This is a genomic window from Heyndrickxia sp. FSL K6-6286, from assembly GCF_038630395.1.
In the GTDB taxonomy this organism is placed as follows: domain Bacteria; phylum Bacillota; class Bacilli; order Bacillales; family Bacillaceae_C; genus Heyndrickxia; species Heyndrickxia oleronia.
Genome location: NZ_CP152029.1, coordinates 4,784,570 through 4,809,040, shown reverse-complemented (window position 1 = coordinate 4,809,040; position 24,471 = coordinate 4,784,570). Strand labels below are relative to the sequence as shown.

The following is a 24,471-nucleotide window of genomic DNA, read 5'->3' as shown; positions in this document are numbered from 1 at the left end:
GCCCGTTCTCAAAATTCCAAGTAACTTATTTGTTATATAATCTAGACAATAAGTTATAAGTTGGGTTTACCTCCCAAGTTTCATATGGAATAAAATACTTTGATTTCATCGCATCTAGCGTCTGAGATTTTTGTTGTGGGCGGGTGATATATTGTTCTATATTAGATTCATTTATTCCAATAAATCTAGCCTCTTTTATTTCCTCAGGTTGAATTTTTATTTCTCCACTAACATATTCAGCTTTAAAAACAATTGATAATACTTGCTTTGTTGCATTAAAATAGACACCTGTAATACCAACAGGACGTATTACGACCCCTGTCTCCTCTAAAAATTCTCTACAAACAGCCTTATCTAAGGGTTCTCCTACTTCAACATTTCCACCTGGCATTTCTCAAGTATCAGAACGCCAATGAGTCCTAAGTAATAAAATCTCATCTTTATCGTTTTTTACTAGAGCAGAAACTGCAATTGTCTGTTTTGGTGGTTCATAATCCATTTAGTATCACCTCATATGATAATTTCGGCAACATCTAATAAATTCTTTCATTAACTAACCCTCCCCTTTAGTTTATTAAGAATTAAACAACTTTATTAACACATAAAAGTATTTGTCCCCCTATATCATTATTAATTTAACATATGTAATGAATGGATATTTCCTTTTTTAGTTGATGGTAAATAGTTACAAATAGTCTTAAAATTAACATATTTTTTTACTGGAATTTTACTGTATATATTCTGTATTGTGGATAAAAAACTTGATATACCAACTTTTTTTATTATCGGGATGTACATCTATATATCTGGTCAATTTTGACTTAAGTCAATAGATTCACATGTTTTTAATCAAGTCAATATGTATCCATAAAGTACCATTTAAATTCAGAAACTATAAAGATATTATAAATTAGCAACTGTTCGACGGTTGTAAAATTCAATTAGGAGTAAAAACTCATGGCAAATATTGTAGATGCAGAATTAAAAAATAAAGGGACTGTCCAATTGAAAAAGGAACTAACTCCAGATGCCTTTCAAAATCTTATATCAAAATGGAGTTGTATTGTTAGGAATTTTCCTATAACAATTGATGTTTTAGTTGATAAAATAGAAAAAGGACTTGAGAGAGTTTCTGGAGGGATAGTATTAGAGGCTGAATTTCAACGAGACCATAAATGGACAACAAAAAAGGCTTCATCAATCATTGAGTCTATCTTTTTAGGGATTCCTATACCAACGATATATTTATCACAAAATACTATGAACGATGTTGTTTTATTTAACGTAATCGATGGACAACACAGGATATACTCGATTGAAAGGTTTGTAAAAGGAAATTATCGTTTAAATGGCTTAAGTAAGCTACCAGAATTAAATGGGAAAAAATACAATCAATTACCCAATTTTCTCAAAAATCGATTGTTATATGATTCGCAACTCGATATCTGTAGTATAGATATCAGTGAAAATGAGGAATTAGAATATGAGATTTTCTTACGTTTTAATCAAGAAACAAACCCACTTACAAAACAGGAATTACTTGACGTTCTTTATCGCTCGGATTACGCTACATGGTTTAGAAGTGAATTGATACCAGAACTGGTAAAAGACGATGCTTTCAATACAATGTTTAATAATACAGGTAAAAGATTCAAAGATAGAACACTTAATTATAGCGTTTATACATGCTTGGCTTATGCATATACAGGATTAATAGAAGGAAAAAATGATAGTCCTATATACATTGGACAGTTTATGAAAGCAATGATGTATGTTGAAGACGGTAAATTAGAAGATGCGAAAAGAAAAACTAAAGAATATTTATTTAGTTTTATCAAATTCTATGAAAAAATCTCGGCACAACAAAAAATTAAACATATATTTTCTAAAGAATTTTTAAATAAAAGAAATCCCCAAGGGAATCATATTTTTCTTATTAGTTTTCTCATACCTTTAACATTAGTGTTTAAGTATCTGTTGGAAAAACAAATTGACTTAAAAGGAAATGGGAAATGTTATCAAATATACGATGCAATAATAATAGGTATGCGAAATGCACAATTCGGTGATTTCGGTGGCGTTTCTTCGACCAGTTATAAAACACAAATTAAATGTTTTAATGAAATGAAAAAAAGCATAGATGATATCTTATGTTGAAAACAATTTTTTCATATATTAGTTTAATGCAATAAATAATATTGTTGTTTTAATGGTTTAAAGAGAGACGTCTGTCAAATTTATCCAGAATGAATAAACTTTTGATAAAAAAGTAATTCAGTTTATTAGTGCAAATTGGATTAGTGTTAATTTTTTATCAACAATTTAATGAGAGTTTGTCCTATAATATAAGTAATCACTAATGAAAAGACAAACAATAATATGACACCCTTGCTTCATGTGAAATTTATAGGAGGGCTTCGGAATGAGACTAAAGTTTAATGAAAAAATTACAACTGCTATACCCACAGACGAGGAATTCTTTCTTTCACCGTTTACTGGACAACAACTAAAGAAATTTAATCTTTCACTTTTGGTTAGGCAACCACAATTATCAGTATTTGACGTTGAATTAGATTATGTGAAAGAGAATGGTATAACTGAAGTTAATGATGATGGAGCAGAAATCAAAAAATATAAAATAGTGAACATTTCTTACAGTTATAGTAATCATTCAGATGATAGAACATATTCTTTTGAATTATCGGAAGTAGAAGAAATCCAAATCAATAAGTTGTTGATTGAGGATATGGAATTAACACCATATGAATACGAAGAAACATTTGATGATGCTATTATTATTCAAGCAAAGGTTAGGGTTACTAAAGATATTGCAGACCGAATTGAAGAATTGAGCCAAAGTGAAGACAAATACTTTTCTGTCATTCGTGAAGGTATTAACAAGAAACCCATAAAAATGAGATTTGGTCAAAATATTTGGTCAGAACATGAAAATAATATAATCAAATATAGATTAGTCATTGTTGAAGATAAGTATGATACTGAGGACGATGTTAGCAGACCACTTTATTATCCTGAAATACAAAATATTCAATCTATAACTTTGTACCACAAAACGTATATAGAGTTATTAGCCGATTTATTTGTAGAAAAAGGCTTATTAAGCAAAGCCGAAATTGAAGGCCTAAAAGAAAAAGCTAAGGTAGAAAAAAATAAATATGAACGATATATTTATCAAGTTAAGGACGTAGATAAAGAGAGTCTATAGTATAAAGCAGGTTAATCCCAAAGGCTGACCTGCTTTTCTTTCACTCTGTTACGTTCAAAACGAAAACATTGGAACTTGTTTTATTGGAACTCATAATATGGAATATCTTCATTATTTATAATTAACTGTTTCATTTTTTTATAAATCTGTATATATAAATCATGCGAAATTGAAAAGTATTCTAAGTGATATTCACTAATTTCATGAGTTTCGTTTTCATCGGTGAATTTAACAGCCTTACCTTTATCTAAAATCTTATGTCCTAACATATATCCAAAAGAGTTGGGATGGCATATTTCTGATAGAAAATCGTATCCCTCCCTGAAGAGTTTACCTTTTAAACCGTATGACTTTAAAAAATGGTCTACTGAATCAATCAACTTCATAGCGTTTTGAGGATTAGGAGCTTCGGGTAAATTTTGATTATCTTTTATACCAAGATATAGACTTCTTAAATTATCTTCAAAATCTTTTTGTTCAATTTTATTAGTAAGGTATTGATTGTACTTTTTTAAAAGTAAGGCTAAAGCACCAGTTGTTTCAAAGTGTGCTCTTAAAGCTAATACTGACATTAAGGGATTATTCCTATTTAACCCGTCTAAATATGCTTTGGACAACATTTTCGACCTATATAAATTTGTCTGTAAAAAAACTATGCTATTTTGTCCAATGAAATTTTTAGGTCTTTTATTAAAATTAATGGTTAAAACCTTCATATAGTTTTCATTATAAAAATTAAACACTTCTTTTATAACTTTAATATAATCCGATTCAGTATTTGTTTTTAATTTATTCATTACAGATTTTTTTAATTGCATAGTCCACCTCGTTACCGCCTGATAACAGCCAATATTCACTTAGTTGCTATGTGTAATCTTTCAAATAAGAATTTCCAGTAGACAGGGCAGTTTTCAGGGCCATTTATCTAAAGTTTACAAATGATTCTTGCTCATATCAACTGAGAACGTAATTTATAGAATCAAAATAATTTGATATTAAACAAGTCAATGTCTCTTTGTATCTGGCACTTTGCGTTTGACTAAGATTATAAGTGGTTTTCCCTTTCTTTATTACAATTTGAATTTTGCGGAGGTATAAAGATATGGAGAAAAAGGAAGAAATACCTGAAGAACATTGCTCTTTTTGAAACAGGAGCTTGATAAGAATTTTATCGGAACAAGAACAAAAAAAATATAATCTTAAATATGTAAGAGAAAAAATAGGGATAAGTAATTGGGATTCAGTTTATGCGTGGAAATGCCCTTATTGCTTGAAAATCTGGAAGAGGGAATATTGATTAACAGTTTTTTTGTTGAAGTTATTAAGCTCCCTAAGTTAGATACGATTATCTCTAATGGGGCTGGTTAGCTATTTGAAATTGATAAAAAGCTTGATGAGATTAAGGAAAGGGTTGTTTAAGAGATACAGAAAAAATAACTGCTATTATTCAAAAATAGTAGGCTTTCTCATATTCGACAAAAGGGGCAGTTTAGTTTAGGTAATTATGGTATAATTTAACATATAAAATATATGATGGGGGATGTTTAGAATTAAAAAAATAATGCCTTTAGTGATTTTAATGTTCATATTTTTAACTGGTTGCTCAACTAAAACAGCTTTAGCCTCAGATGAAGAAATTACAAATCTTGTGAATAATTATTTAGAGGCTTTAGAATCAAGGGATATATCATCAATGGTAAAATATGCTGATGATATAAGGTTTCCAGATAAAGATGAGCAAAAAGAGCAATATTCAAGTATTGACGGAGATATTACTGATACTAAATTAATAGAGCTTCAAAAAGTTAATGAAACTGAGTTTGAGGTAACTGTTGAACTAGTTGATAACGGAGAGTTAGTTAATCTTAAATTCCCTGTTAAAAAACAAAAAAAGGGTTGGAAGGTTATCGTTGGACAAGACACATAGTAAATATAGATTATTACTATTCAACTAACGGCCGCTTTATTGCAAATGAAAAAAATTCAAGAGCCTAAATTATACAAGGTTTATGCACATCTTGCTTATTTTGGCTCTTTTTCTCACTTATAAAGTTACTGTCATTGATAGAATTTTTTAATTGTCAAATAAAGAGAGTTGGTTTTTTATCAGTATTATCTGACTGAGGAATATGCTGGTATTGAATTCATGTTTGGTAAAAACAAAGAGAGACTGCGATACAGATAATTTATCACTGCCTCTTTTAACTGAGCCTAAAATCTTTAGCAGGACTTATAAACTTCCATTTTGAGATTATTTTAAATTTGGTAATACTCTAACATTGGAACTTTTTTGACTTACGTCATTACTCCCTTTTTTATTCTTGGTTTTTAAGTTATTATATTTCTCATGTAGTTCTTTGTTTTCCTTCTTAATATTTTTTAAATCACTTTCTAATAAGGTAATTTTTCTCCGCATGAGCTCTAGTCCAACATCTCTCTCCGACATTAAGTTAACTTTATTTTCAAGTTCTGTGATTCTCTCCTTAAGTTTTTCATTTTTTTTAAAAGGGTCAAATTCATTGTATTCTCTTATCCTTATTTCAATATAATTTTTTAATAGCTCATTATTGTAAATAGTTTGTCGAGCGATTTTTGCTTTTGAAGCAGTACTGTTAATGGAAGGTCTTGTGTTTTTTACAGAATTTTTAAATTCCTCTTGTACTGTGAATGCTTCAGTTAACACAGCCTCAATTTTTTTTATATGTTCCCAGTTTTTCGGCTCAACTAACTCAGTTTGTATATTCATTTTTTCTAAGGTAAGAGTGATAGTATCAACTAATTCAGCCATGCCTTAACCTCCTTATAGATGGTTTCATAGTTATCAATAAAAAAGGACACTTGTGGGAATTTTTCTTTGGTGGTCATTTCACCTTTTAATTTGACTTCTTTAGCTAATTCTTCAAGTTCTGGAATAAGAAACTTTTCAATAATATATTTTAACTTATTTGTTTCTTTCTCAACTGCCTTTTTGAACTTTTTTTCTTGATTGTATTTAATTGTTTTTAATAAAGTAGTATATTTTTCATAATTTATATCTATCATAAAAAAAGAGTGAAATAGATTAGTACACATTCCGTATGCACAGTACATGTTATCCGTTCCATCGCTTTTACTGCACTCTCTAATAGGACCACTCTTTATACAGATACCCCCATTTTTAGCTCTAATGGGCATTTTCTTTGTTAGTCCACTAATTATTTCATCTAAATCTGTAGCAACATTTAACTTCGACTTTTCAATATACTCATTTATGCGTAGCATCAAGGTATCTTTGCCATCACCCATAACTTGTGATTCGCCTGTAACAAGCATTTTCATTACAGATTCAGCGAATTCCTTTTCCTTCGCTAAGTCCTGTTCCCGTCTATAATAGCCATAGGTAATTTCCTTTGTTAAATGGTTCATATGTCTTTGAACGTAAAATATTGGAACACCTTGATTAATTAAATCATTGCACAATCTCACCCTAAATTGATGTGGGCGAGGGGTGCTTATAGTATCTGTCGGTTTGTAATTTTTAAGATATTTTTTGCCTACTACATTACGTTCCATCAATATTCCGATATTTTGATGGTGAAATTTTTGATACTTGTCTTTTACGTTAATACAACCGATTTCCCTTCCATGTTTTAAGGAGATATTTACTAACATTCTGGATAAAGCATTTTCAGTAACAGGAAGTGTTTTTGCCCTTAGAGGTACAAATAGCAGACTACTTTTTATTTCCTTTCTTCTGTTCGCATAAATTTTTTCTAAGGTTTGATAAGCCCTACAAGCTAAATCTGTCATGGTGGTGTTTACTTCCTTAAAGTTTCCGTTTCCTTTTACACCTTTTGATGTCTTATAACGCATGTAATAGGCTATTTTTGTACCATTAAGTATCTTTACGTTTTCTAAACTATTTATTGGAATATCACAAATCTCCCCATTTCTTAGTCCAGTTTGGGATAATAAAATGACCATTGAGGAAATTCCTCTGTCATCAATTGGAGCATTTTCGTTATCCATAATGTTACTTAAACAAGATAATAAGTTATCAAAATATTCATCTGGTATTGTTTCCCACTTGTTAGATTCTCTTTGTGCTTTGAGAGCATGACTATCTATTTCAGTTAAATATTTATTTATATCGTTCCAATCAATTTTATGGTAGTTATTTGAAAAAAAATTAAAAAAATCATTAATGCAATTTTTGTAACTCTGAATAGTATTGGGAGCAAGGTGACTTTTAGATTCAATGTATTTTTTTACTGATTGAAGGCTTACATACTCAAGAGAATAAATATCATCTGTTGAAAGATAATTTACGAAATCTTTAATATTTCCAAGAGTTTTGTAGATTGTTTGAATCTTATCCTTATCTTCCCACACTTTAGACAGAACAAAAAATTTTACTTGTTCTTTATAAACATCATCTACCTTTGTAAAATCAAAGGTAGATTTTCTCCTGGGAACACGTTCAAGTGTGACTGAATTAAAATCCCACACATCATTTGAAAAGTAGATTTCTCCAGAAACTATCGGTAATTTATCCATTCTTTTTATATGCATAAAAATTCTATTTGTAGTTACACCCTTTAAGACCGAATCATCATATTCATCTGGGAAAAGCCATTGGATATTGTTAATCTCTTTTAAAGTGCCATTCATCATACGGTCTCCTTTAACTCTAATAACTTTCTTAAATAAGCAAGGTAAAGACGTTTTATAGTGACTAAACGTTCTTTATCTATAGGTAGTTTAGCTGATTTAATTTTATTATCTATACTTCTTATTTTATCTTCGTAAAATGGTATTCTATCAACAGTCGCTATGAAACCTGAACACATTAAACAATCTAAACTGTCGTTTTTCTTGATACACGATTCGTAAGGACAATATCCACATTGGTCATTTACAAGGTCTTCATTTTTTTTGTCTGTTTCAGCAACTATATTCCCTTTGATAGTCGGGTTTCCTATAATAACCATATGAGTTGCTTCAAGGTAATCATTAATTTTTTCAGCAACATAGTGGTTAGTGGTAGTGCTTATATTTTTATGGTTAGTTAAAGCTTTTAGCTCCAAATCAGATAAATTGTTCTTAATGGCATATTCTAATGATTTAGTCATATAGGTATCTCTTAAATTTTGTGCTGTAAAAGGTTCTATGCCTAAGTCTATACAAATTCGTTTTAGGTAATCTGAAAAACTTCGGACATTTATTACCTTAAAATACAAATTTGAATATTCATGAATAAAAATGTGCTCTTTAATGGATGCATCTTTACAATTATCTCTTACACCTTGGGTGAATTTTACAGCAGTTTCTATATATCTTCGTGTAAAAGGGGTAATGGGGATGGGCACTTTTTTCCCTTTTGAAACTTTCGTATTCGATTTTAAGTAATATTCCTTTTTTACACCTGGTACTAAGCAATCCACTTTTAGATTTATTATCTGAGATATCCTAAATTCTGTAGCAATAGCGATATGGAAAACAATATAGTAAAGAGTATTTAAATAATTATCAATTGCATTTTCCTTTAATTTCGCCTCGATTTTCAATAGATTTTCGTTTGATATATCTCTGGCGGAGTTCCTGACCTGCTGTGGTGGAGAGACTAAATATTTTAATCCGCTTGGCTCAACATAGTAAAGGTTGTTTTCATTAATATATATTAGGAACTTTTTTACGCTTAAAATGTACTGAATATTTTTGTTACTAGCTTTTGTAAATTGTACATAGGAGAATATTTCTTCAACGCTTATAGAATTTTGTTTATCAGTTGACTGGGTCATTTTTTTTATACTAAATTTGCTTTTTAAATCGTTTATGAAGTTTATGAATTTTATTACTATATAGGTATGGTCAATCCTTGCTGTTAAACTAATTTGAGAATTCCAAAACCAATGTTTTACACAATATTTTAATACTTCATCTTCACATAAAGAGAAGTCGATAGGCTTATATGAAAAGCTGTTTATTTTAGTTGTTTTATTTTCAGCACCGTTTGGCATTACTAGCCATTTATCGCATTCTGGAACTGGGTCAAAAGGATTTAACGGGATAGGAAGAAATCCCTCTTCATAATTCTTGTTAAAACTTACTGTTTGAAGCATATTACCATCTATACCGTCTTTCCAATGCAATATGTTCTTTCCCTCGGGATGACTTAACAGTTTTAGATAGAATTTTTTTAACAAGGTTAGTAAGGTAACTCTATATTTAAAATTCCTAAAAAAATAGTATTGTTGTTTAAAAGTTTTTGCATTGAAATCGGTTATCTGATTAATTACCTCCCCATTAAGGCTTGCTTGGAAGTTTTCGTAAAAGTCAAAACTACGTGCTGTAGTATTATGAACAACAAAATCTCTAAGCAAATTAGAAAGATAGAGATTTGAGCAATCATTTATAAAACATGAGGTACGCTGTTTGTTTTTATAAACAATTAAATTGTGTGGCAAAAGTGATTTGGAGAAAAGATGGAAAAGTGCCACGACCAAGTTTTTGGTGTGTACTGATTTAAATGTTTCAACTACATCTATAAATTCTTCATTATAACAATCGTTCTTTATAAATTCCGATATTAACCTACATGTACATTCTTGCATTTCCTGATTTAAACCCTTATTAAATAGTTCCTGGAATAACTCCCATGTGATTGAAGAACTATCTATATCTTGTGGTAAAAGGTCTATAACGCTATTAACAGTTTGAACACCAAAGCTGGAATATTTTACATTTCCTTTAGCCTTTGTTTTATTGATAAACATATCAATGATTTTTTGTATCTTTTCATCTTTAAATGCATATTCGTTTGGGATACTTGTTGTCATTTCCTATCCACCTTCAAATAGTTAGTTCTGGAATTACCTCATAAATGGATGCTACTAAACTTGTCCTCTGTTCTATAACCTCTTCATCGGTAGGGCGATAATAATGTTTAACAGAATTAATGTGATTATGTCTCAGTAGATTTTTTAAGGTGAGTGCATCAACATTTTTATATTTAACCATGAACATAGCATATCCATGTCTAAATCTATGACTTAAATTATGTTCTCGTATTCCTTTATCGACATTTAATCCCGCTTTTTTGAAAATACCTCTTAATGTTTTGCCCCACAAATTTTGGCTTAATGGTCTCCCTATACTGTTGATAAAGATATAGAAATTGTCATTATTATCATCTTCAACTGAGTCAGCATATGAGTATTTTTGATAATTACTTTGAAATTTAACGCTTTCGCTTAAATGGAATTCGTTTACATAATCATTAATTTTGTCTAATAAAGTATCGGTCAAATAAACAACTTGATAACCAATATTCTTGGTTTGATATTTCTTTGTCTTATAATCCTTTATATTTTTTGGAATCATACGCCATTTCGCTAATTGGTCAGATGAATCCGAACATCGATTACGTATGTATAAAAAGTTCCCCTTTTCATTTACAACAATATCTTCATTTGTAATGCCAAGTGCCTCTCCAAGCCGTAAACCATTTTCATACATTAAACGTACTAAACACTCTTCTCTTAGTGTATATTCCTTTCTAATGACTTCAAGAATGTTTTTAAAGTCCTCAACGCTTATGTATCTTGGAGTGCTTAATTCGGGTTTGTAATTTTTAATGCTTACATCATATTTATATATTTTCATTGGGAAGTCAGTTTCGTCATTATATATAAGTTTATAATTTGAACTTTTTTTTAAGAGAGGTGACTTATCATAACCTAAGAACAAAACGAAGCTCCTATATAGAGCAATATAAGTTTCGATAGTGGAAGGGCTTCGCAAGGTGAATAGGTCCAACTGATATAAATTTCCCTTTTTAGAGATTCCTTCAAGAAATGAAAACAAGTTTTGAACATCGTTTTTTGAAAGTGATTCAATTTTTAAATCATATAGTTTTAAAAAAGAATATAAGATTTTTAAAGCGTTTAATACAGATTTACGATGGTTTGGGGAAGCATCTTGAAGTTCAAAATTTAAGTAATCAAAGACTTCAGGTATTGGTTTCATTTCCATGTCGTAGAGAAAAATATATTCATAATCCTCATGTTTAATCTTTGCATTTTGGAAATGAACTTTTTCTTTAAAAGTTATTTGTCCATCCTCTGTAATATATTTTTTTTCATAATAGATACCATCGTAAGAGTTACATTCAGTTATCAAATACATAAAATTTCCCCTTGTAGAACATTTTGTAAATATATTATCATTCTTAATATAATTTGACAATTCACATTTTACTGATAAAGTTCAAAGAGAGGGCTTAATCCATTTTTATTAGTAAATAGTAGGAAGTATATTTCATTTGGTTGTCTAAATGGTTATAATGTAAAATGATTTAGTAAGTTGTTGTATTTAAAAGCTTTTTTAAGAATGTACAAAAAGTATTTTACTGATAAGGTTTTATTGGTGAGGATATTACGGCTAATCTTAAGACAATCCGTTCCATTCCATTGCGGATAAGTCAACCAATGACAATTGAGGTTCGTGGCGAAGCATATATGCCGAAAAAGTCCTTTGAAAAATTAAATCAACAAAAGGAAGAGAATGGAGAAGAACCATTCGCTAATCCTCGAAATGCTGCTGCTGGCTCTTTACGACAGCTTGATCCTAGAATCGCAGCATCTAGAAATTTGGATATATTCCTGTATGCTATCGGCGATTTTAGTGAAACAGGTGCTACGACCCATCATGACGGATTAAATTTATTAGAAAAGCTTGGTTTTAAAGTAAACAAGGAACGAGAGAAATGTACAAGTATTGAAGAGGTCATTCAATATGTGCAGAAATGGGTTGAAAAAAGACCTCATCTCCCGTATGAGATTGATGGAATTGTTATAAAGGTAAATTCATTTGTTCAGCAAAGTGAACTTGGGACGACAGCAAAAAGTCCAAGATGGGCAATAGCTTATAAGTTTCCTGCAGAGGAAGTCGTTACAAGGCTACGTGATATCGAATTGAGTGTTGGTCGAACAGGTGTGATTACACCGACAGCATTATTGGACCCTGTTCGAGTGGCGGGAACGAAAGTACAAAGAGCATCATTGCATAATGAAGATTTAATTCGTGAGAAGGATATTAAAATTGGCGACCATGTTGTCATTAAAAAAGCAGGAGATATTATTCCTGAAGTAGTGAATGTATTAGTGGAAAGACGTACAGGTGAGGAAAAGGAATTTTTGATGCCTACACATTGTCCTGAATGTGAAAGTGAACTTGTTCGTCTAGAAGGTGAAGTTGCTTTACGCTGCATCAATCCAAAATGTCCAGCTCAAATAAGAGAAGGGTTAATCCACTTTGTTTCTAGAAATGCAATGAATATAGATGGTTTAGGTGAAAAGGTTATTAGTCAATTATTCTCACACGAGCTCATTCACGATGTTGCAGATATCTATCGTTTACAGAAAGATCAGCTATTAGCTTTAGAACGTATGGGAGAGAAGTCTGTAACAAATTTATTAGCGGCTATTGAAAAGTCAAAATCCAATTCATTAGAAAAACTATTATTTGGTCTTGGGATTCGCCATGTAGGGGCAAAAGCGGCTAAAACATTAGCGCAACAATTTGGAAACATGAATGAGCTAAAGAAGGCAACAAGAGAAGAGCTTACAGCTATTCAAGATATTGGCGAAAAGATGGCAGACTCAATTGTTTCTTATTTTGAAAATGAAGAGGCAATTTCATTGATCCAAGAGCTAGAAGCTGCAGGGTTAAACATGAATTATACAGGTCCAATGCCGGTTCAAGTGGAATCCATTTCATCTTCTTTAGCAGGGAAAGTTGTAGTTTTAACCGGAAAACTTGAGCAGCTGACAAGAAATGAAGCAAAGGAGCAACTCGAGGCATTAGGGGCTACAGTTACAGGTAGTGTAAGTAAAAAAACAGATTTAGTCATTGCTGGAGCAGATGCAGGATCGAAATTAACAAAGGCAACAGAGCTTGGCATTGAAGTTTGGGATGAAGAGAAAATGCTGGAAGAGTTTAATCGTTAAAAGAGAAAATGTTTTAGTTTATCAGCTAAAAAGATTATACTACGTTAGGACTAAGTGAAACTTTATTTTTAGGTAAAACGTCTATGAAATTAGGACGAAATTAAAGGTGGAAATAGTATGAAAAAGTGGTTGCCGGTGTGCGCTACTGTCATGCTCCTATTGGCAGGGTGTGCACCAAAATTTGATACGGAAAGTAAAATTGTACAGGACAAGAATAATAAAAAGGAATCGGCGATTATCCCTAACTATCAAGTTTCTGACCAGTATTATCGAACGATCCTACCATTTGAACCGAGTAAAGCAAGAGGTAGAATTGTTAGCAACTTAAATACTCGCTATGATATACAGGAATTTGAAACAGGATTAATGAGAGTCGCACAAAAAACGTTTTCACCGGACACGTATCTTTTTCAAGAGGGACAATACTTGGATAAAGATACAGTCGATGCATGGTTGAATCGAAAATATACTCCAAGTCAATTAAAAGAAAAAAAGATGACGGAAGCAGAAAATTTAGGATTAAATCCAGCTAATGATGAAAAGGGGACAGTTGAAGAACAAAATGAGAAGAACCCAATCTACTTAGCTCATATCCTAGAACATGATTATTTAGTAAAAGATAAAGAGGGAAAAGTATCATTAGGTGGAGTTGTTATAGGATTAGCCTTAAATACTGTTCACTATTATCAAAAGGAACAATACGGAGCTGTATATGAGGAAGATATCCATGAAAAAACTGAAAGTGAAGGGAAGAAGATTGCTGAAGAAGTAGTCAAACGTCTTAGAAATATGGATGGTTTAAAGGAAGTTCCTATAACCGTTGCCCTATTCAAGCAAAAATCGAAGTCTTCAGTTGTCCCAGGGAACTTTGTATCTTATACAGAAGTTGGCAAAGGGAGCGCTAGTATCGGAGATTGGAAAAAGATCGATGAAAAGTATTATCTTTTCCCAGATGATGAGACGAAAAAGGACTATCGCGACGATGCCAATACTTTTGATAAATTTAAGCAAGATGTAGAAGAGTATTTTCCTAATTATAATGGTGTTATTGGACGAGGATTATACAAAGATAAACAACTTAATCAATTAAGTATTGAAATACCGATCCAGTTTTATGGAGAGGCTGAAGTAATAGGTTTTACTCAATATATAACAGGTTTAGTAATAAACACCTTCCCTGATTATGTCTCATTAGAAATTAATGTAACCTCTGTTAACGGACCAAAGGCAATTATTGTCCGAAACCCAGGTGAGAAAGAACCATTTGTTCATATTTATCAGTAACAGACGGATGAATCCGTCTGTTTTTTTTTTCAAACTTGTTGTTCATGGGGAATGTTTCCCTAGGCTCTTTACTTAAACATTGTATCTATTTAAGTGAATTTTTAACAAATGGCTCTAGACTGAAGACTGCTACGCCTTTTATTTTTCATTAATAAAAGAGCTATCTTTTTTAAGGTATAAGAGCCGTTAGTTGGGCGTTTACAAAGCAACAAACTATACGAAAACAGCTTTTCACTAAGTTGAAGAACGACGAGTCTTTTTATTTCACCGAGGAAAGAACAGATACTGAACTCTTAGGCCAAGAGCTGGCTATGGCTTTGACCAAAACAATTATTAATTCACTCTCATGTTTAATTTGCGAACTTTGTCGTAAATATTCTAAATATTTATTCGAAATAAGTGTTGCACCACACCAATTCTGTTATATAATACATAAATAAATACTAAATTGTATTATAACAAAATTGAGGAGGAGTGGGAGTGGATATTCGAATTTCAGGAACTGAGATAAAAGGAGCAATTAGGCCAGGTTATGAAGATATTTTAACAGCGGGGGCTCTTCATTTTATCGAACAATTGGAAAGGCAATTTGGAGAAAGAAGAAGAGAACTGTTAGATAACAGGAAAAAAAGGCAAAGAGAATTAGATCAAGGAAACTTGCCATGTTTTTTACCTGAAACGAAACATATTCGAATGGGAAAATGGTCCATTGCCCCATTACCTTTAGATCTTCAGGATCGCCGAGTAGAAATTACTGGACCCGTTGATCGTAAGATGATAATTAATGCACTAAACTCTAATGCAAAGGTGTTTATGGCTTGTTTTGAAGATGCCACCTCTCCGACTTGGGACAATTTGATAGAGGGACAGATTAATTTAAGAGATGCAGTGAACAGAACGATCTTTTATCAAGGGGAAAATGGGAGGCAATATAAATTAAATGAAAGCACTGCTGTTTTAATGGTTAGACCACGAGGGCTTCATTTAGATGAGAAGCATGTGTTAGTAGATGGGGAACCGATGTCTGGATGCCTTTTTGATTTTGGTATGTACTTTTTCCATAATGCCTTGCGACTGGTACAGGTTGGTACTGGACCTTATTTTTATCTACCAAAACTTGAAAGTCATCTTGAAGCCAGATTATGGAACGACATTTTTGTCTTTGCTCAAAAATATATAGGTATTCCAAAAGGAACGATAAAAGCAACAGTATTAATTGAGACTATACTAGCAGCTTTCGAAATGGATGAAATTTTATATGAATTAAAGGATCATTCAGCTGGATTGAATTGTGGCAGGTGGGATTATATTTTTAGCTATTTGAAAAAGCTGAAAAATAAGGAAGATGTACTTCTGCCCGACCGCTCGGAAGTGACGATGACTGTCCCGTTTATGCGTTCGTATTCCTTACTTACAATTAAAACTTGTCATCAAAGAAAAGCACCAGCTATTGGTGGAATGGCCGCACAAATACCTATTAAAAATGATCCTGAAAAAAATGAAGAAGCATTTGCGAAGGTACGTGCAGATAAAGAAAGGGAAGCAAGCGACGGACATGATGGGACATGGGTAGCACATCCGGGTCTTGTCCCAGTTGCTCTTGAAGTGTTTAATCGTGAAATGCCTACACCGAACCAAATTTATTCTGATAAGCAACAAGGAATAACGATTACGGAGGCAGACTTGCTTGAAGTACCTAAAGGCCTCATTACAGAAAAAGGAGTTCGTCAAAATATTAGAGTTGGAATCCAGTATACCGAATCATGGTTGAGTGGAAGAGGGGCTGTCCCTATTGACCATTTAATGGAGGATGCTGCGACAGCTGAAATCTCCCGTGCGCAAATATGGCAATGGATACGTCATAAGAAAGGGATATTAGATGATGGGCGAAAATTTACGTTTCAAGTATATGAACAGCTAAAAAAAGAAGAAGTGGTAAAAATTAAGTCCAAGTTCGGCGAAACGATGGCAAGGCTAGATGAGGCAATAGCATTATTTGATCAACTCATAAAAGAAGATGAATTTATTGATTTTCTAACTATTCCTGGTTACGAAATTTTATAGATTAATAGATTAGGAGGAGAAATTAATGAATAACGAAAAGGTCATACAGCTACAGGATGCATGGGAGCTTGAAGAACGTTGGAAAGGAATTAAGCGTCCTTATACTGCAGAGGATGTTCTGAAGCTTCGAGGATCTATTGAAATTGAGCACACATTGGCACGCCTTGGTGCGGAAAAACTATGGCAGCTTCTCCATGAAGAAGAATATGTTCATGCGTTAGGGGCATTAACCGGGAATCAAGCCGTTCAACAGGTGAAGGCAGGTTTAAAGGCCATCTATTTAAGTGGATGGCAAGTGGCAGCAGATGCTAATTTATCCGGACAGATGTATCCTGATCAAAGTTTGTATCCAGCGAACAGTGTTCCACATGTAGTAAAGCGTATAAACCAAGCTTTACAAAGAGCCGATCAAATTCATCATATAGAAGGGGATCATTCGATTGATTGGTTTGCACCGATTGTTGCTGATGCAGAAGCTGGGTTTGGTGGACAGCTTAATGTTTTTGAGTTAATGAAATCCATGATTGAAGCGGGGGCAGCAGCCGTGCACTTTGAGGATCAATTATCATCTGAGAAAAAGTGTGGCCATCTAGGAGGAAAGGTGTTACTGCCTACCCAAACTGCAGTGAAAAATCTAATCTCCGCACGGCTTGCGGCTGATGTTCTTGGTGTTCCAACTCTGATTATCGCAAGAACAGATGCGAATGCGGCAGATTTGATTACTAGTGATGTAGATCCATATGATGCTCCATTTATAACTGGAGAGCGAACGGCGGAAGGATTTTATCGTACAAAAGCAGGCCTAGATCAAGCAATTGCACGTGGCTTAGCATATGCCCCATATGCAGATCTTGTCTGGTGTGAAACATCCGAACCTAATGTAGAAGAGGCAAGACGTTTTGCAGCAGCCATTCATAAACAATTCCCAGGGAAGCTGTTAGCCTATAATTGCTCGCCATCCTTTAATTGGAAAAAGAAGTTAGATGAAAAATCGATTGCCACGTTTCAACAAGAGCTTGGAAAAATGGGTTATAAATTTCAATTCGTCACACTTGCAGGGTTCCATTCGCTAAATAACAGTATGTTCGAATTAGCAAAGGGGTATAAAGAAAGAGGGATGGCCGCCTATTCTGAGCTACAAGAAGCAGAATTTGCAAATGAAGTTCATGGATACACTGCTACAAGACATCAGAGGGAAGTAGGAACTGGATACTTTGATGAAGTATCAATGGTAATTACAGGAGGCACCTCATCTACAACAGCATTAAAGGGTTCCACCGAAGTTGAGCAGTTTATCAATAGGTAATCCTTAAAAATATCTTCTCACTATAGATGGGAAGATATTTTTTTGTCCATTCTTTGATGCGCATTTGTAGGAGTGAATGGTACAAACATCTGTATCAGAGAGAGGAGTGAGGCACATTTTAGGAGAAAACAGAGCGGAATGTGTGTCCAAGAGAGGAGTTGAAACACATTATAAGAGAAACCGGGATTAAGTCCGTATAATTGTGTAAAAAGAAAATGCAAAAAAAATGAGTCATTTTATTCACTCTTGGCAACACTGTTTTCAACCACGATAAACAATGAAAAGAGGAATAAAAATGACTCAAGTACAGTTTAACCTAAATTTGGATGTTTTAAAAGAAGCCATTGTAAATTCCAACCTTGATATGGTTATAAAATCAGCGGTTGTCTTAGTACTAAACGAATTTATGGAAAAAGAAAGGGATGACTATTTAAAGGCTGCACCTTATGAACGAGCTGTTGAACGCCGTGACTATCGCAACGGTTATTATGAACGTGATCTTATGATGAGCATCGGTACCTTAACACTTAAGGTACCACGGACACGCAACGGGGAATTCTCAACTACCGTTTTTGAAAAATATGCCCGTTGTGACCAGGCATTGGTCCTCTCTATGCTGGAAATGGTCATCAATGGTGTTTCAACTAGGAATGTTACCAATATTGTCGAACAGCTTTGCGGCAAGAACATTTCCAAGTCGTTTGTATCATCACTTACACAAAAGCTTGATCCCATTGTGAACGAGTGGGCTAAGAGACCCTTAAATACAACATACTACCCTTTCGTATTCGTTGACGCTATGTATATAAAGGTGCGCGAGCACCAAAGCGTTGTTTCCAAGGCTGTTTATATTGCCACTGCCATTACTGAGAAGAATACACGTGAAATAATTGGCTTGAGTGTTGACCATGCGGAAAGTTATGAGAGTTGGGGGCAGTTCTTCCAACAGCTAAAATCACGGGGCCTTCAATCTCCCAAACTAATCATCTCTGATGCCCATCAAGGTCTCCAAAAAGCGATACAGCGTGAATTTATTGGGACAGCTTGGCAAAGATGTAATGTCCATTTTAAGCGAAATATCTTTGATAAACTTCCCAAAAAGAGCTCGGCTGAAATCAAGACAATGATCAAACGCGTATTTGAAGCAGTAACCATTGATGATATCCGTCTGTTTAAAGATGAGCTAATGAGTAGGTTCGGGACAGAGCCAAAGTTTGAAAAAGCACTCTCTATATTAGATGAGGGGTTCGAAGATACCATCCAGTATATGATCTTTCCCGAAAGTATCCGATGCCACATCCGTAGTACCAATTCCCTTGAACGGTTGAACCAAGAAGTCCGTAGAAGAGAAAGGGTCATACGTATTTTTCCAAACACCCAATCGGCTTTTCGCTTGATTGGAGCTGTTCTAATGCAATATCAGGATACGGTTTACGCTAAGAGAAAAGCACTTATGGGTGGAAGATAGAACAGATTATTTTCAGCTAAACTTCCATCATGGATGATCACATATCCGGTAAGGGATGTCAAATTGAAAACCATTTGACATCCCTTACCGGATATGAAGTTCAAAATCCATGGAAGTTTCGCAAAAAAAATAAAAGGGTTAAGGTTGAAAGTACTTGCCAGTGATTTTACACAAAAACCAGGACTTGACTGAAACCGGAGGAAAATGTGTGTCCAAAAGAGAGCTTGAAACACATTATAAGAGAAAATGGAGGAGAATGTGTGTCCAAGAGAAAGCTTGAAACACATTATAAGAGAAACCGGAGGAAAATGTGTGTCCAAAAGAGAGCTTGAAACACATTATAAGAGAAACCGGAGGAAAATGTGTGTCCAAAAGAGAGCTTGAAACACATTATAAGAGAAAATGGAGGAGAATGTGTGTCCAAGAGAGAGTGTGAAACACATTTTAAGAGAAACCGGAGGGGAATGTGTGTCCAATAGAGGAGCTGAAACACATTTTAGGAGAAACCGGAGGAAAATGTGTGTCCAAGAGAGAGTGTGAAACACATTATAAGAGAAACCGGAGGAGAATGTGTGTCCAAGAGAGAGTGTGAAACACATTTTAAGAGAAACCGGAGGAGAATGTGTGTCCAAAAGAGAGCTTGAAACACATTATAAGAAAAAAGTGAGGAAAATGTGTATCCAAGAGAGGGAGTGAAACACATTTTAGGAGAAACCAAAGCAAAATGTGTCCCAGAGTATGCGTGGAATACATTCTTAAAATGATGAGCCAAAAAAATGTATTTCAAGAAGTGCTCAAAAAAACACGAAGAGATCAGAATGACGTAATAATCAAATATTCACTTAATATATGGCTTATACCCTTGCCTATATACAAGCCATTCTGCTATTATCAATAATATTGTAACTATATTAATAGGTGTATGATTTTCATTCGGAGGTGAAGGAAATGTCTAGAATTACAAAGGAACAGGTAAATCACGTTGCTAATCTGGCGAGGCTGGAATTCGATGAAGAGCAAATTGAGAAATTTACGAAGCAGTTAGATGATATTATTAGTCTTGCAGAGTCATTAAATGAACTAGATACAACAAATGTGGAGCCGACTTCCCATGTGTTAGATATTCGTAATGTTCTTCGGGAGGACAAAGCAAAACCAGGGCTACCCCGAGAAGAAGTATTAAAAAATGCCCCTGACCAAAAAGATGGACAATTTCGAGTGCCATCAATTATAGAATAGGAGGGTTAGAGTTGGCTTTATTTGATCATAAAATCTCTGAGTTACATGAACTTTTACATAAAAAAGAAGTTAAGGTTTCTGAATTAGTTGAAGAATCCTATCAAACTATACAACAAGTGGATGGAAAGGTACAAGCTTTTCTTACATTAGATGAAGAAACAGCTCGTGAAAAAGCGAAACAATTAGATGAAGCTCTTGGTTCTGAAGAATCAAAGCACCCTCTCTTCGGAATGCCAATTGGAATTAAGGATAATATCGTCACAAAAGGTCTTCGAACTACATGCGCTAGTAAAATCCTCGAAAATTTTGACCCTATTTATAATGCTACAGTTATGGACAAATTACATAACGCTGGTACGATCACAATAGGAAAATTGAATATGGATGAATTTGCTATGGGATCATCGAATGAAAACTCTGGTTTTCAAAAAACCTTTAACCCTTGGAATTTAAATGCTGTACCGGGTGGATCATCTGGTGGCTCTGCAGCCGCAGTCGCAGCAGGAGAAGTTCCTTTTTCATTAGGTTCGGATACGGGTGGTTCGATTAGACAGCCAGCAGCTTTTTGTGGTGTAGTCGGATTAAAACCAACATATGGTAGAGTCTCCCGATTTGGTTTAGTTGCATTTGCGTCATCGCTTGATCAAATTGGCCCGATTACTAGAAATGTTGAGGATAATGCTTATCTTTTACAAGCGATTTCTGGTGTGGATCCACATGATTCAACATCTGCCAATATTGATGTGCCAAATTTTGTTCAAAGCTTAACAGGTGACATTAAGGGCATGAAAATCGCTGTACCAAAAGAATATATCGGCGAAGGCGTAAATGAAGAGGTCCGTCAATCGGTTTTAAATGCATTGAAGGTACTAGAAGGCTTAGGTGCAACTTGGGAAGAGGTTAGCTTGCCACATTCAAAATATGCGACAGCCGCTTACTATATTTTATCTTCTTCTGAAGCATCATCAAACCTTGCCCGTTTTGATGGAGTACGTTATGGATATCGTTCACCGAATGCAAAGAACCTAATGGAATTATATAAAAAATCCCGTTCCGAAGGTTTTGGTGAAGAAGTGAAGCGTCGAATTATGCTTGGAACCTTTGCATTAAGTTCTGGTTATTATGATGCTTATTATAAAAAAGCTCAGCAAGTGCGGACATTAATTAAAAACGACTTTGAAAAGGTCTTCGAAAAATATGATGTCATTATTGGACCTACAACACCAACTCCTGCATTTAAAATTGGTGAAAATACAGAGGATCCATTAACAATGTATGCAAACGACCTTTTAACCATTCCTGTGAACCTTGCGGGTGTACCAGGAATCTCAATTCCTTGTGGATTCGAAGGTGGTCTACCATTAGGCTTACAAATCATCGGAAAACACTTTGACGAAGCAACTGTATATCGCGTGGCACATGCGTTTGAACAAGCAACGAATTATCATAAAGAAAAACCACAGCTGTAAGGGGTGAAAAAAATGAACTTTGAAACAGTTATTGGACTTGAGGTCCATGTTGAGTTAAAAACAGATTCCAAAATCTTTTCTTCCGCACCTGCTCACTTTGGTGCTGAGCCCAATACGAACACAACTGTTGTTGATTTAGGGTATCCAGGAGTATTACCTGTTATGAATAAGCGTGTGGTTGAATTTGGGATGAAAGCGGCAATGGCACTGAATTGTCAGATCGCTCAAGAGACTAAGTTTGACCGAAAAAACTATTTTTATCCCGACAATCCAAAGGCTTATCAAATCTCTCAATTTGATAAACCAATTGGTGAGCACGGTTGGATTGAGATTGAGGTGAATGGACAGAAGAAGAAAATCGGAATTACCCGGATTCATTTGGAGGAGGACGCAGGAAAACTAATTCACTCAGAAGATGGTTATTCTCTTGTTGACTTAAACCGTCAAGGGACTCCACTAATTGAGATTGTTTCCGAACCAGATATCCGGACACCTGATGAAGCATATGCTTATTTGGAAAAACTAAAATCCATTATTCAATATACAGATGTATCCGATTGTAAAATGGAAGAGGGTTCACTACGCTGCGATGCGAATATTTCGATCCGACCTGTTGGCCAAGAGGAGTTCGGTACGAAAACGGAATTGAAAAATTTAAACTCCTTTAACTTTGTTCGTAAAGGCTTGGAATATGAAGAAAAACGTCAAATTGAAGTGGTATCCTCAGGTGGTGTAATTGAACAAGAAACACGCCGCTTCGATGAAGCAACTGGAAAAACATTATTGATGCGTGTTAAAGAAGGTTCAGATGATTATCGTTACTTCCCAGAGCCAGATCTAGTCTCTATCTTTATTGATGAAGAGTGGATGGAAAAAGTACGTTCTGAAATTCCAGAATTACCTGATGCACGGAAGAAGCGTTATGTTGAAGAACTAGGATTGCCTGCATATGATGCCAATGTTTTAACTGTGACGAAGGAAATGGCAGATTTCTTTGAAGCAACAGTTGCAACTGGTGGAGAGGCGAAGCAAGCCTCAAACTGGATTATGGGGGAATTGTCTGCTTACTTAAATGCAGAGCAAAAAGAATTAGGAGACGTACAGTTAACTCCAGAAGGACTTGCTGGAATGATTAAGTTAATTGAGAATGGAACTATTTCTTCGAAGATTGCCAAAACCGTTTTTAAAGAACTAATCGAAAATGGTGGAGATCCAGAACAAATCGTAAAAGAAAAAGGCCTTGTTCAAATCTCAGACGAGGGTGCTTTATTAAAGATTATTGATGAAGTATTAGCGAACAATCAACAATCCATTGATGATTTCAAAAATGGTAAGGCGAAAGCTGTTGGCTATTTAGTTGGACAAATTATGAAAGCTACAAAGGGCCAAGCCAATCCTCCATTAGTGAATAAGCTATTAGTTCAAGAATTAAATAAGAAGTAAAATAGCTAAGGACAAATTTGTCCTTAGTTTTTTTTGTTGGAAATCTGGGTATAGTTCATTGGGCAACTAAATGGTAAAGGTGTGAACAACAATGTGCCAAACTTACATAGATTTCAAAAATACTTGCTCATATTGTTTGCGAAAAGTAGGAAAAGAGATTGATCAGGTGCTTCCTATATATGATTGGAAGACAGATAAATTGTTAGGTTATTTTTGCAAGGAGCACTATATGAAAGTAAAAAGCAGAAATATTATAAAAAGTTTTGAGCAAATTAGTTAATAGCAGATATTAGTGAACATGGCTAAACTAATAATATATATGAATTTAAAAATGAAATATTTTTCTTTCTATGCTATTTTTAAACTATTAAGAGTAAGGAGTGATTAAAGTGACTACTTTAAACGAATGGTTTGAAAAAGGAATTCCTGCAAAGGATTTTATTGACTCGATGAAGGTACATAAAGAAAATTTACAATCTGTTTATGATCAGTTTTCAGTTGCAGTGGAAGATCAATCATTCTTTCAAGATGTAAAAGCGAAAGAGCTTAGGGCAATTGTCATTACTGAGGACTGGTGTGGAGATGCGATGATGAATACTCCAATCCTTTTAAAAATTGCGGAGGCTACAGGTATTGAAACACGCATGATTTTACGGGATCAAAATTTAGAATTAATGGATCAATATCTAACGAATGGAACATCTCGTTCAATTCCAATTTTTATCTTTATTGATAAAAATGGAGAAGAAAAAGCTGTCTGGGGACCACGGGCTCCAAAAGTTCAAGAGTTCGTTATGGAATTACGATCTGCTTTGCCACCTAAAGAGGATGAGTCGTTCGAAGCTGAGCAAAAAGAAGTATATAAAAAAATTACGCAGGCGTTTACTGAAAACACAAACCTGTGGAATGAAGTATATAATAGTATAAAAGCAACCTTAAAGAATGCCTAATAGGAAAAAAACAGGATTGTCTCAAGAAGAAGA

Annotated in this window: 16 protein-coding genes and 2 pseudogenes; 12 read left to right on the top strand and 6 right to left on the bottom strand. The window is 34.0% G+C overall.

Annotated elements, in window-relative coordinates; genetic code table 11:
• Nucleotides 1-25: 25 nt before the first annotated feature.
• Nucleotides 26-499, bottom strand: a pseudogene (locus tag MHI39_RS24140) (NUDIX hydrolase).
• Between the two features lie 458 nt (nt 500-957).
• Here MHI39_RS24140 and MHI39_RS24135 point away from each other — a divergent pair.
• Both MHI39_RS24135 and MHI39_RS24130 read left to right on the top strand, forming a co-directional pair.
• The gene (locus tag MHI39_RS24135; RefSeq protein ID WP_342540403.1) at nt 958-2,157 is read left to right on the top strand and encodes a DUF262 domain-containing protein; all 1,200 of its coding nucleotides are present in this window, start codon (nt 958-960) and stop codon (nt 2,155-2,157) included.
• A gap of 265 nt (nt 2,158-2,422) precedes the next feature.
• Nucleotides 2,423-3,226: a hypothetical protein gene (locus tag MHI39_RS24130; protein ID WP_342540402.1), complete on the top strand. Its 804-nt coding sequence runs from the start codon at nt 2,423-2,425 to the stop codon at nt 3,224-3,226.
• Between the two features lie 80 nt (nt 3,227-3,306).
• On the opposite strand, the gene MHI39_RS24125 is transcribed toward MHI39_RS24130, so the two are convergent.
• The gene (locus MHI39_RS24125) at nt 3,307-4,044 is read right to left on the bottom strand and encodes a hypothetical protein (protein ID WP_342540401.1); all 738 of its coding nucleotides are present in this window, start codon (nt 4,042-4,044) and stop codon (nt 3,307-3,309) included.
• A gap of 722 nt (nt 4,045-4,766) precedes the next feature.
• On the opposite strand from MHI39_RS24125, the gene MHI39_RS24120 reads away from it, so the two are divergent.
• Nucleotides 4,767-5,153 carry a hypothetical protein gene (locus MHI39_RS24120; RefSeq protein WP_342540400.1) on the top strand — a complete coding sequence of 129 codons (387 nt, stop codon included), beginning with the start codon at nt 4,767-4,769 and terminating at the stop codon, nt 5,151-5,153.
• 324 nt (nt 5,154-5,477) lie between these two features.
• On the opposite strand, the gene MHI39_RS24115 is transcribed toward MHI39_RS24120, so the two are convergent.
• From MHI39_RS24115 to MHI39_RS24100, 4 genes are read right to left on the bottom strand one after another with little or no spacing between them, the layout of a single operon-like run.
• On the bottom strand, nt 5,478-6,014 hold the full coding sequence (locus MHI39_RS24115; protein ID WP_342540399.1) for a hypothetical protein: 537 nt from the start codon (nt 6,012-6,014) through the stop codon (nt 5,478-5,480).
• Entirely contained in the window at nt 6,002-7,876 is a 1,875-nt protein-coding gene (locus MHI39_RS24110; protein ID WP_342540398.1) for a tyrosine-type recombinase/integrase, read from the bottom strand. Before MHI39_RS24110 ends, MHI39_RS24115 begins: the two co-directional genes overlap by 13 nt.
• Nucleotides 7,876-10,044, bottom strand: a complete 2,169-nt coding sequence (locus tag MHI39_RS24105; RefSeq protein ID WP_342540397.1) for a site-specific integrase — start codon at nt 10,042-10,044, stop codon at nt 7,876-7,878. The genes MHI39_RS24110 and MHI39_RS24105 overlap by 1 nt, the downstream gene beginning before the upstream one ends.
• Nucleotides 10,045-10,057: 13 nt before the next feature.
• Nucleotides 10,058-11,452, bottom strand: a complete 1,395-nt coding sequence (locus MHI39_RS24100; RefSeq protein WP_342540396.1) for a site-specific integrase — start codon at nt 11,450-11,452, stop codon at nt 10,058-10,060.
• A gap of 176 nt (nt 11,453-11,628) precedes the next feature.
• On the opposite strand from MHI39_RS24100, the pseudogene ligA reads away from it, so the two are divergent.
• The 9 genes and pseudogenes from ligA to MHI39_RS24055 all read left to right on the top strand — a co-directional run.
• A pseudogene (gene ligA / locus MHI39_RS24095) lies at nt 11,629-13,215 on the top strand (NAD-dependent DNA ligase LigA); the annotation flags it as partial.
• A gap of 117 nt (nt 13,216-13,332) precedes the next feature.
• Nucleotides 13,333-14,499, top strand: a complete 1,167-nt coding sequence (locus MHI39_RS24090) for a CamS family sex pheromone protein (protein WP_058004490.1) — start codon at nt 13,333-13,335, stop codon at nt 14,497-14,499.
• A gap of 480 nt (nt 14,500-14,979) precedes the next feature.
• Nucleotides 14,980-16,563 (top strand): malate synthase A, encoded by a 1,584-nt coding sequence (aceB, locus tag MHI39_RS24085; RefSeq protein ID WP_342540395.1) that lies wholly within the window; start codon nt 14,980-14,982, stop codon nt 16,561-16,563.
• Nucleotides 16,564-16,588: 25 nt separating this feature from the next.
• Nucleotides 16,589-17,869, top strand: a complete 1,281-nt coding sequence (aceA, locus tag MHI39_RS24080) for an isocitrate lyase (protein WP_259548336.1) — start codon at nt 16,589-16,591, stop codon at nt 17,867-17,869.
• Between the two features lie 295 nt (nt 17,870-18,164).
• The gene (locus MHI39_RS24075) at nt 18,165-19,337 is read left to right on the top strand and encodes an IS256 family transposase (protein WP_071976245.1); all 1,173 of its coding nucleotides are present in this window, start codon (nt 18,165-18,167) and stop codon (nt 19,335-19,337) included.
• A 948-nt stretch (nt 19,338-20,285) separates the two neighbouring features.
• Entirely contained in the window at nt 20,286-20,576 is a 291-nt protein-coding gene (gene gatC / locus MHI39_RS24070; RefSeq protein WP_342540394.1) for an Asp-tRNA(Asn)/Glu-tRNA(Gln) amidotransferase subunit GatC, read from the top strand.
• 11 nt (nt 20,577-20,587) lie between these two features.
• Complete coding sequence (gatA, locus tag MHI39_RS24065; RefSeq protein ID WP_259548334.1) at nt 20,588-22,045, top strand: Asp-tRNA(Asn)/Glu-tRNA(Gln) amidotransferase subunit GatA; 1,458 nt, start codon at nt 20,588-20,590, stop codon at nt 22,043-22,045.
• Between the two features lie 12 nt (nt 22,046-22,057).
• Nucleotides 22,058-23,488: an Asp-tRNA(Asn)/Glu-tRNA(Gln) amidotransferase subunit GatB gene (gene gatB / locus MHI39_RS24060; RefSeq protein ID WP_058004495.1), complete on the top strand. Its 1,431-nt coding sequence runs from the start codon at nt 22,058-22,060 to the stop codon at nt 23,486-23,488.
• A 389-nt stretch (nt 23,489-23,877) separates the two neighbouring features.
• Nucleotides 23,878-24,438 carry a thioredoxin family protein gene (locus tag MHI39_RS24055; protein WP_235849550.1) on the top strand — a complete coding sequence of 187 codons (561 nt, stop codon included), beginning with the start codon at nt 23,878-23,880 and terminating at the stop codon, nt 24,436-24,438.
• The last annotated feature ends 33 nt before the right edge of the window (nt 24,439-24,471 follow it).

Coding starts and splice junctions, on each gene's coding strand:
- MHI39_RS24090 (WP_058004490.1), top strand. CDS start 13,333: ATGAAAAAGTGGTTGCCGGTGTGCGCTACTGTCATGCTCCTATTGGCA.
- gatC (WP_342540394.1), top strand. CDS start 20,286: ATGTCTAGAATTACAAAGGAACAGGTAAATCACGTTGCTAATCTGGCG.
- gatB (WP_058004495.1), top strand. CDS start 22,058: ATGAACTTTGAAACAGTTATTGGACTTGAGGTCCATGTTGAGTTAAAA.
- MHI39_RS24135 (WP_342540403.1), top strand. CDS start 958: ATGGCAAATATTGTAGATGCAGAATTAAAAAATAAAGGGACTGTCCAA.
- MHI39_RS24110 (WP_342540398.1), bottom strand. CDS start 7,876: ATGAATGGCACTTTAAAAGAGATTAACAATATCCAATGGCTTTTCCCA.
- MHI39_RS24130 (WP_342540402.1), top strand. CDS start 2,423: ATGAGACTAAAGTTTAATGAAAAAATTACAACTGCTATACCCACAGAC.
- MHI39_RS24125 (WP_342540401.1), bottom strand. CDS start 4,044: ATGCAATTAAAAAAATCTGTAATGAATAAATTAAAAACAAATACTGAA.
- aceA (WP_259548336.1), top strand. CDS start 16,589: ATGAATAACGAAAAGGTCATACAGCTACAGGATGCATGGGAGCTTGAA.
- MHI39_RS24075 (WP_071976245.1), top strand. CDS start 18,165: ATGACTCAAGTACAGTTTAACCTAAATTTGGATGTTTTAAAAGAAGCC.
- MHI39_RS24115 (WP_342540399.1), bottom strand. CDS start 6,014: ATGGCTGAATTAGTTGATACTATCACTCTTACCTTAGAAAAAATGAAT.
- MHI39_RS24105 (WP_342540397.1), bottom strand. CDS start 10,044: ATGACAACAAGTATCCCAAACGAATATGCATTTAAAGATGAAAAGATA.
- MHI39_RS24120 (WP_342540400.1), top strand. CDS start 4,767: ATGTTTAGAATTAAAAAAATAATGCCTTTAGTGATTTTAATGTTCATA.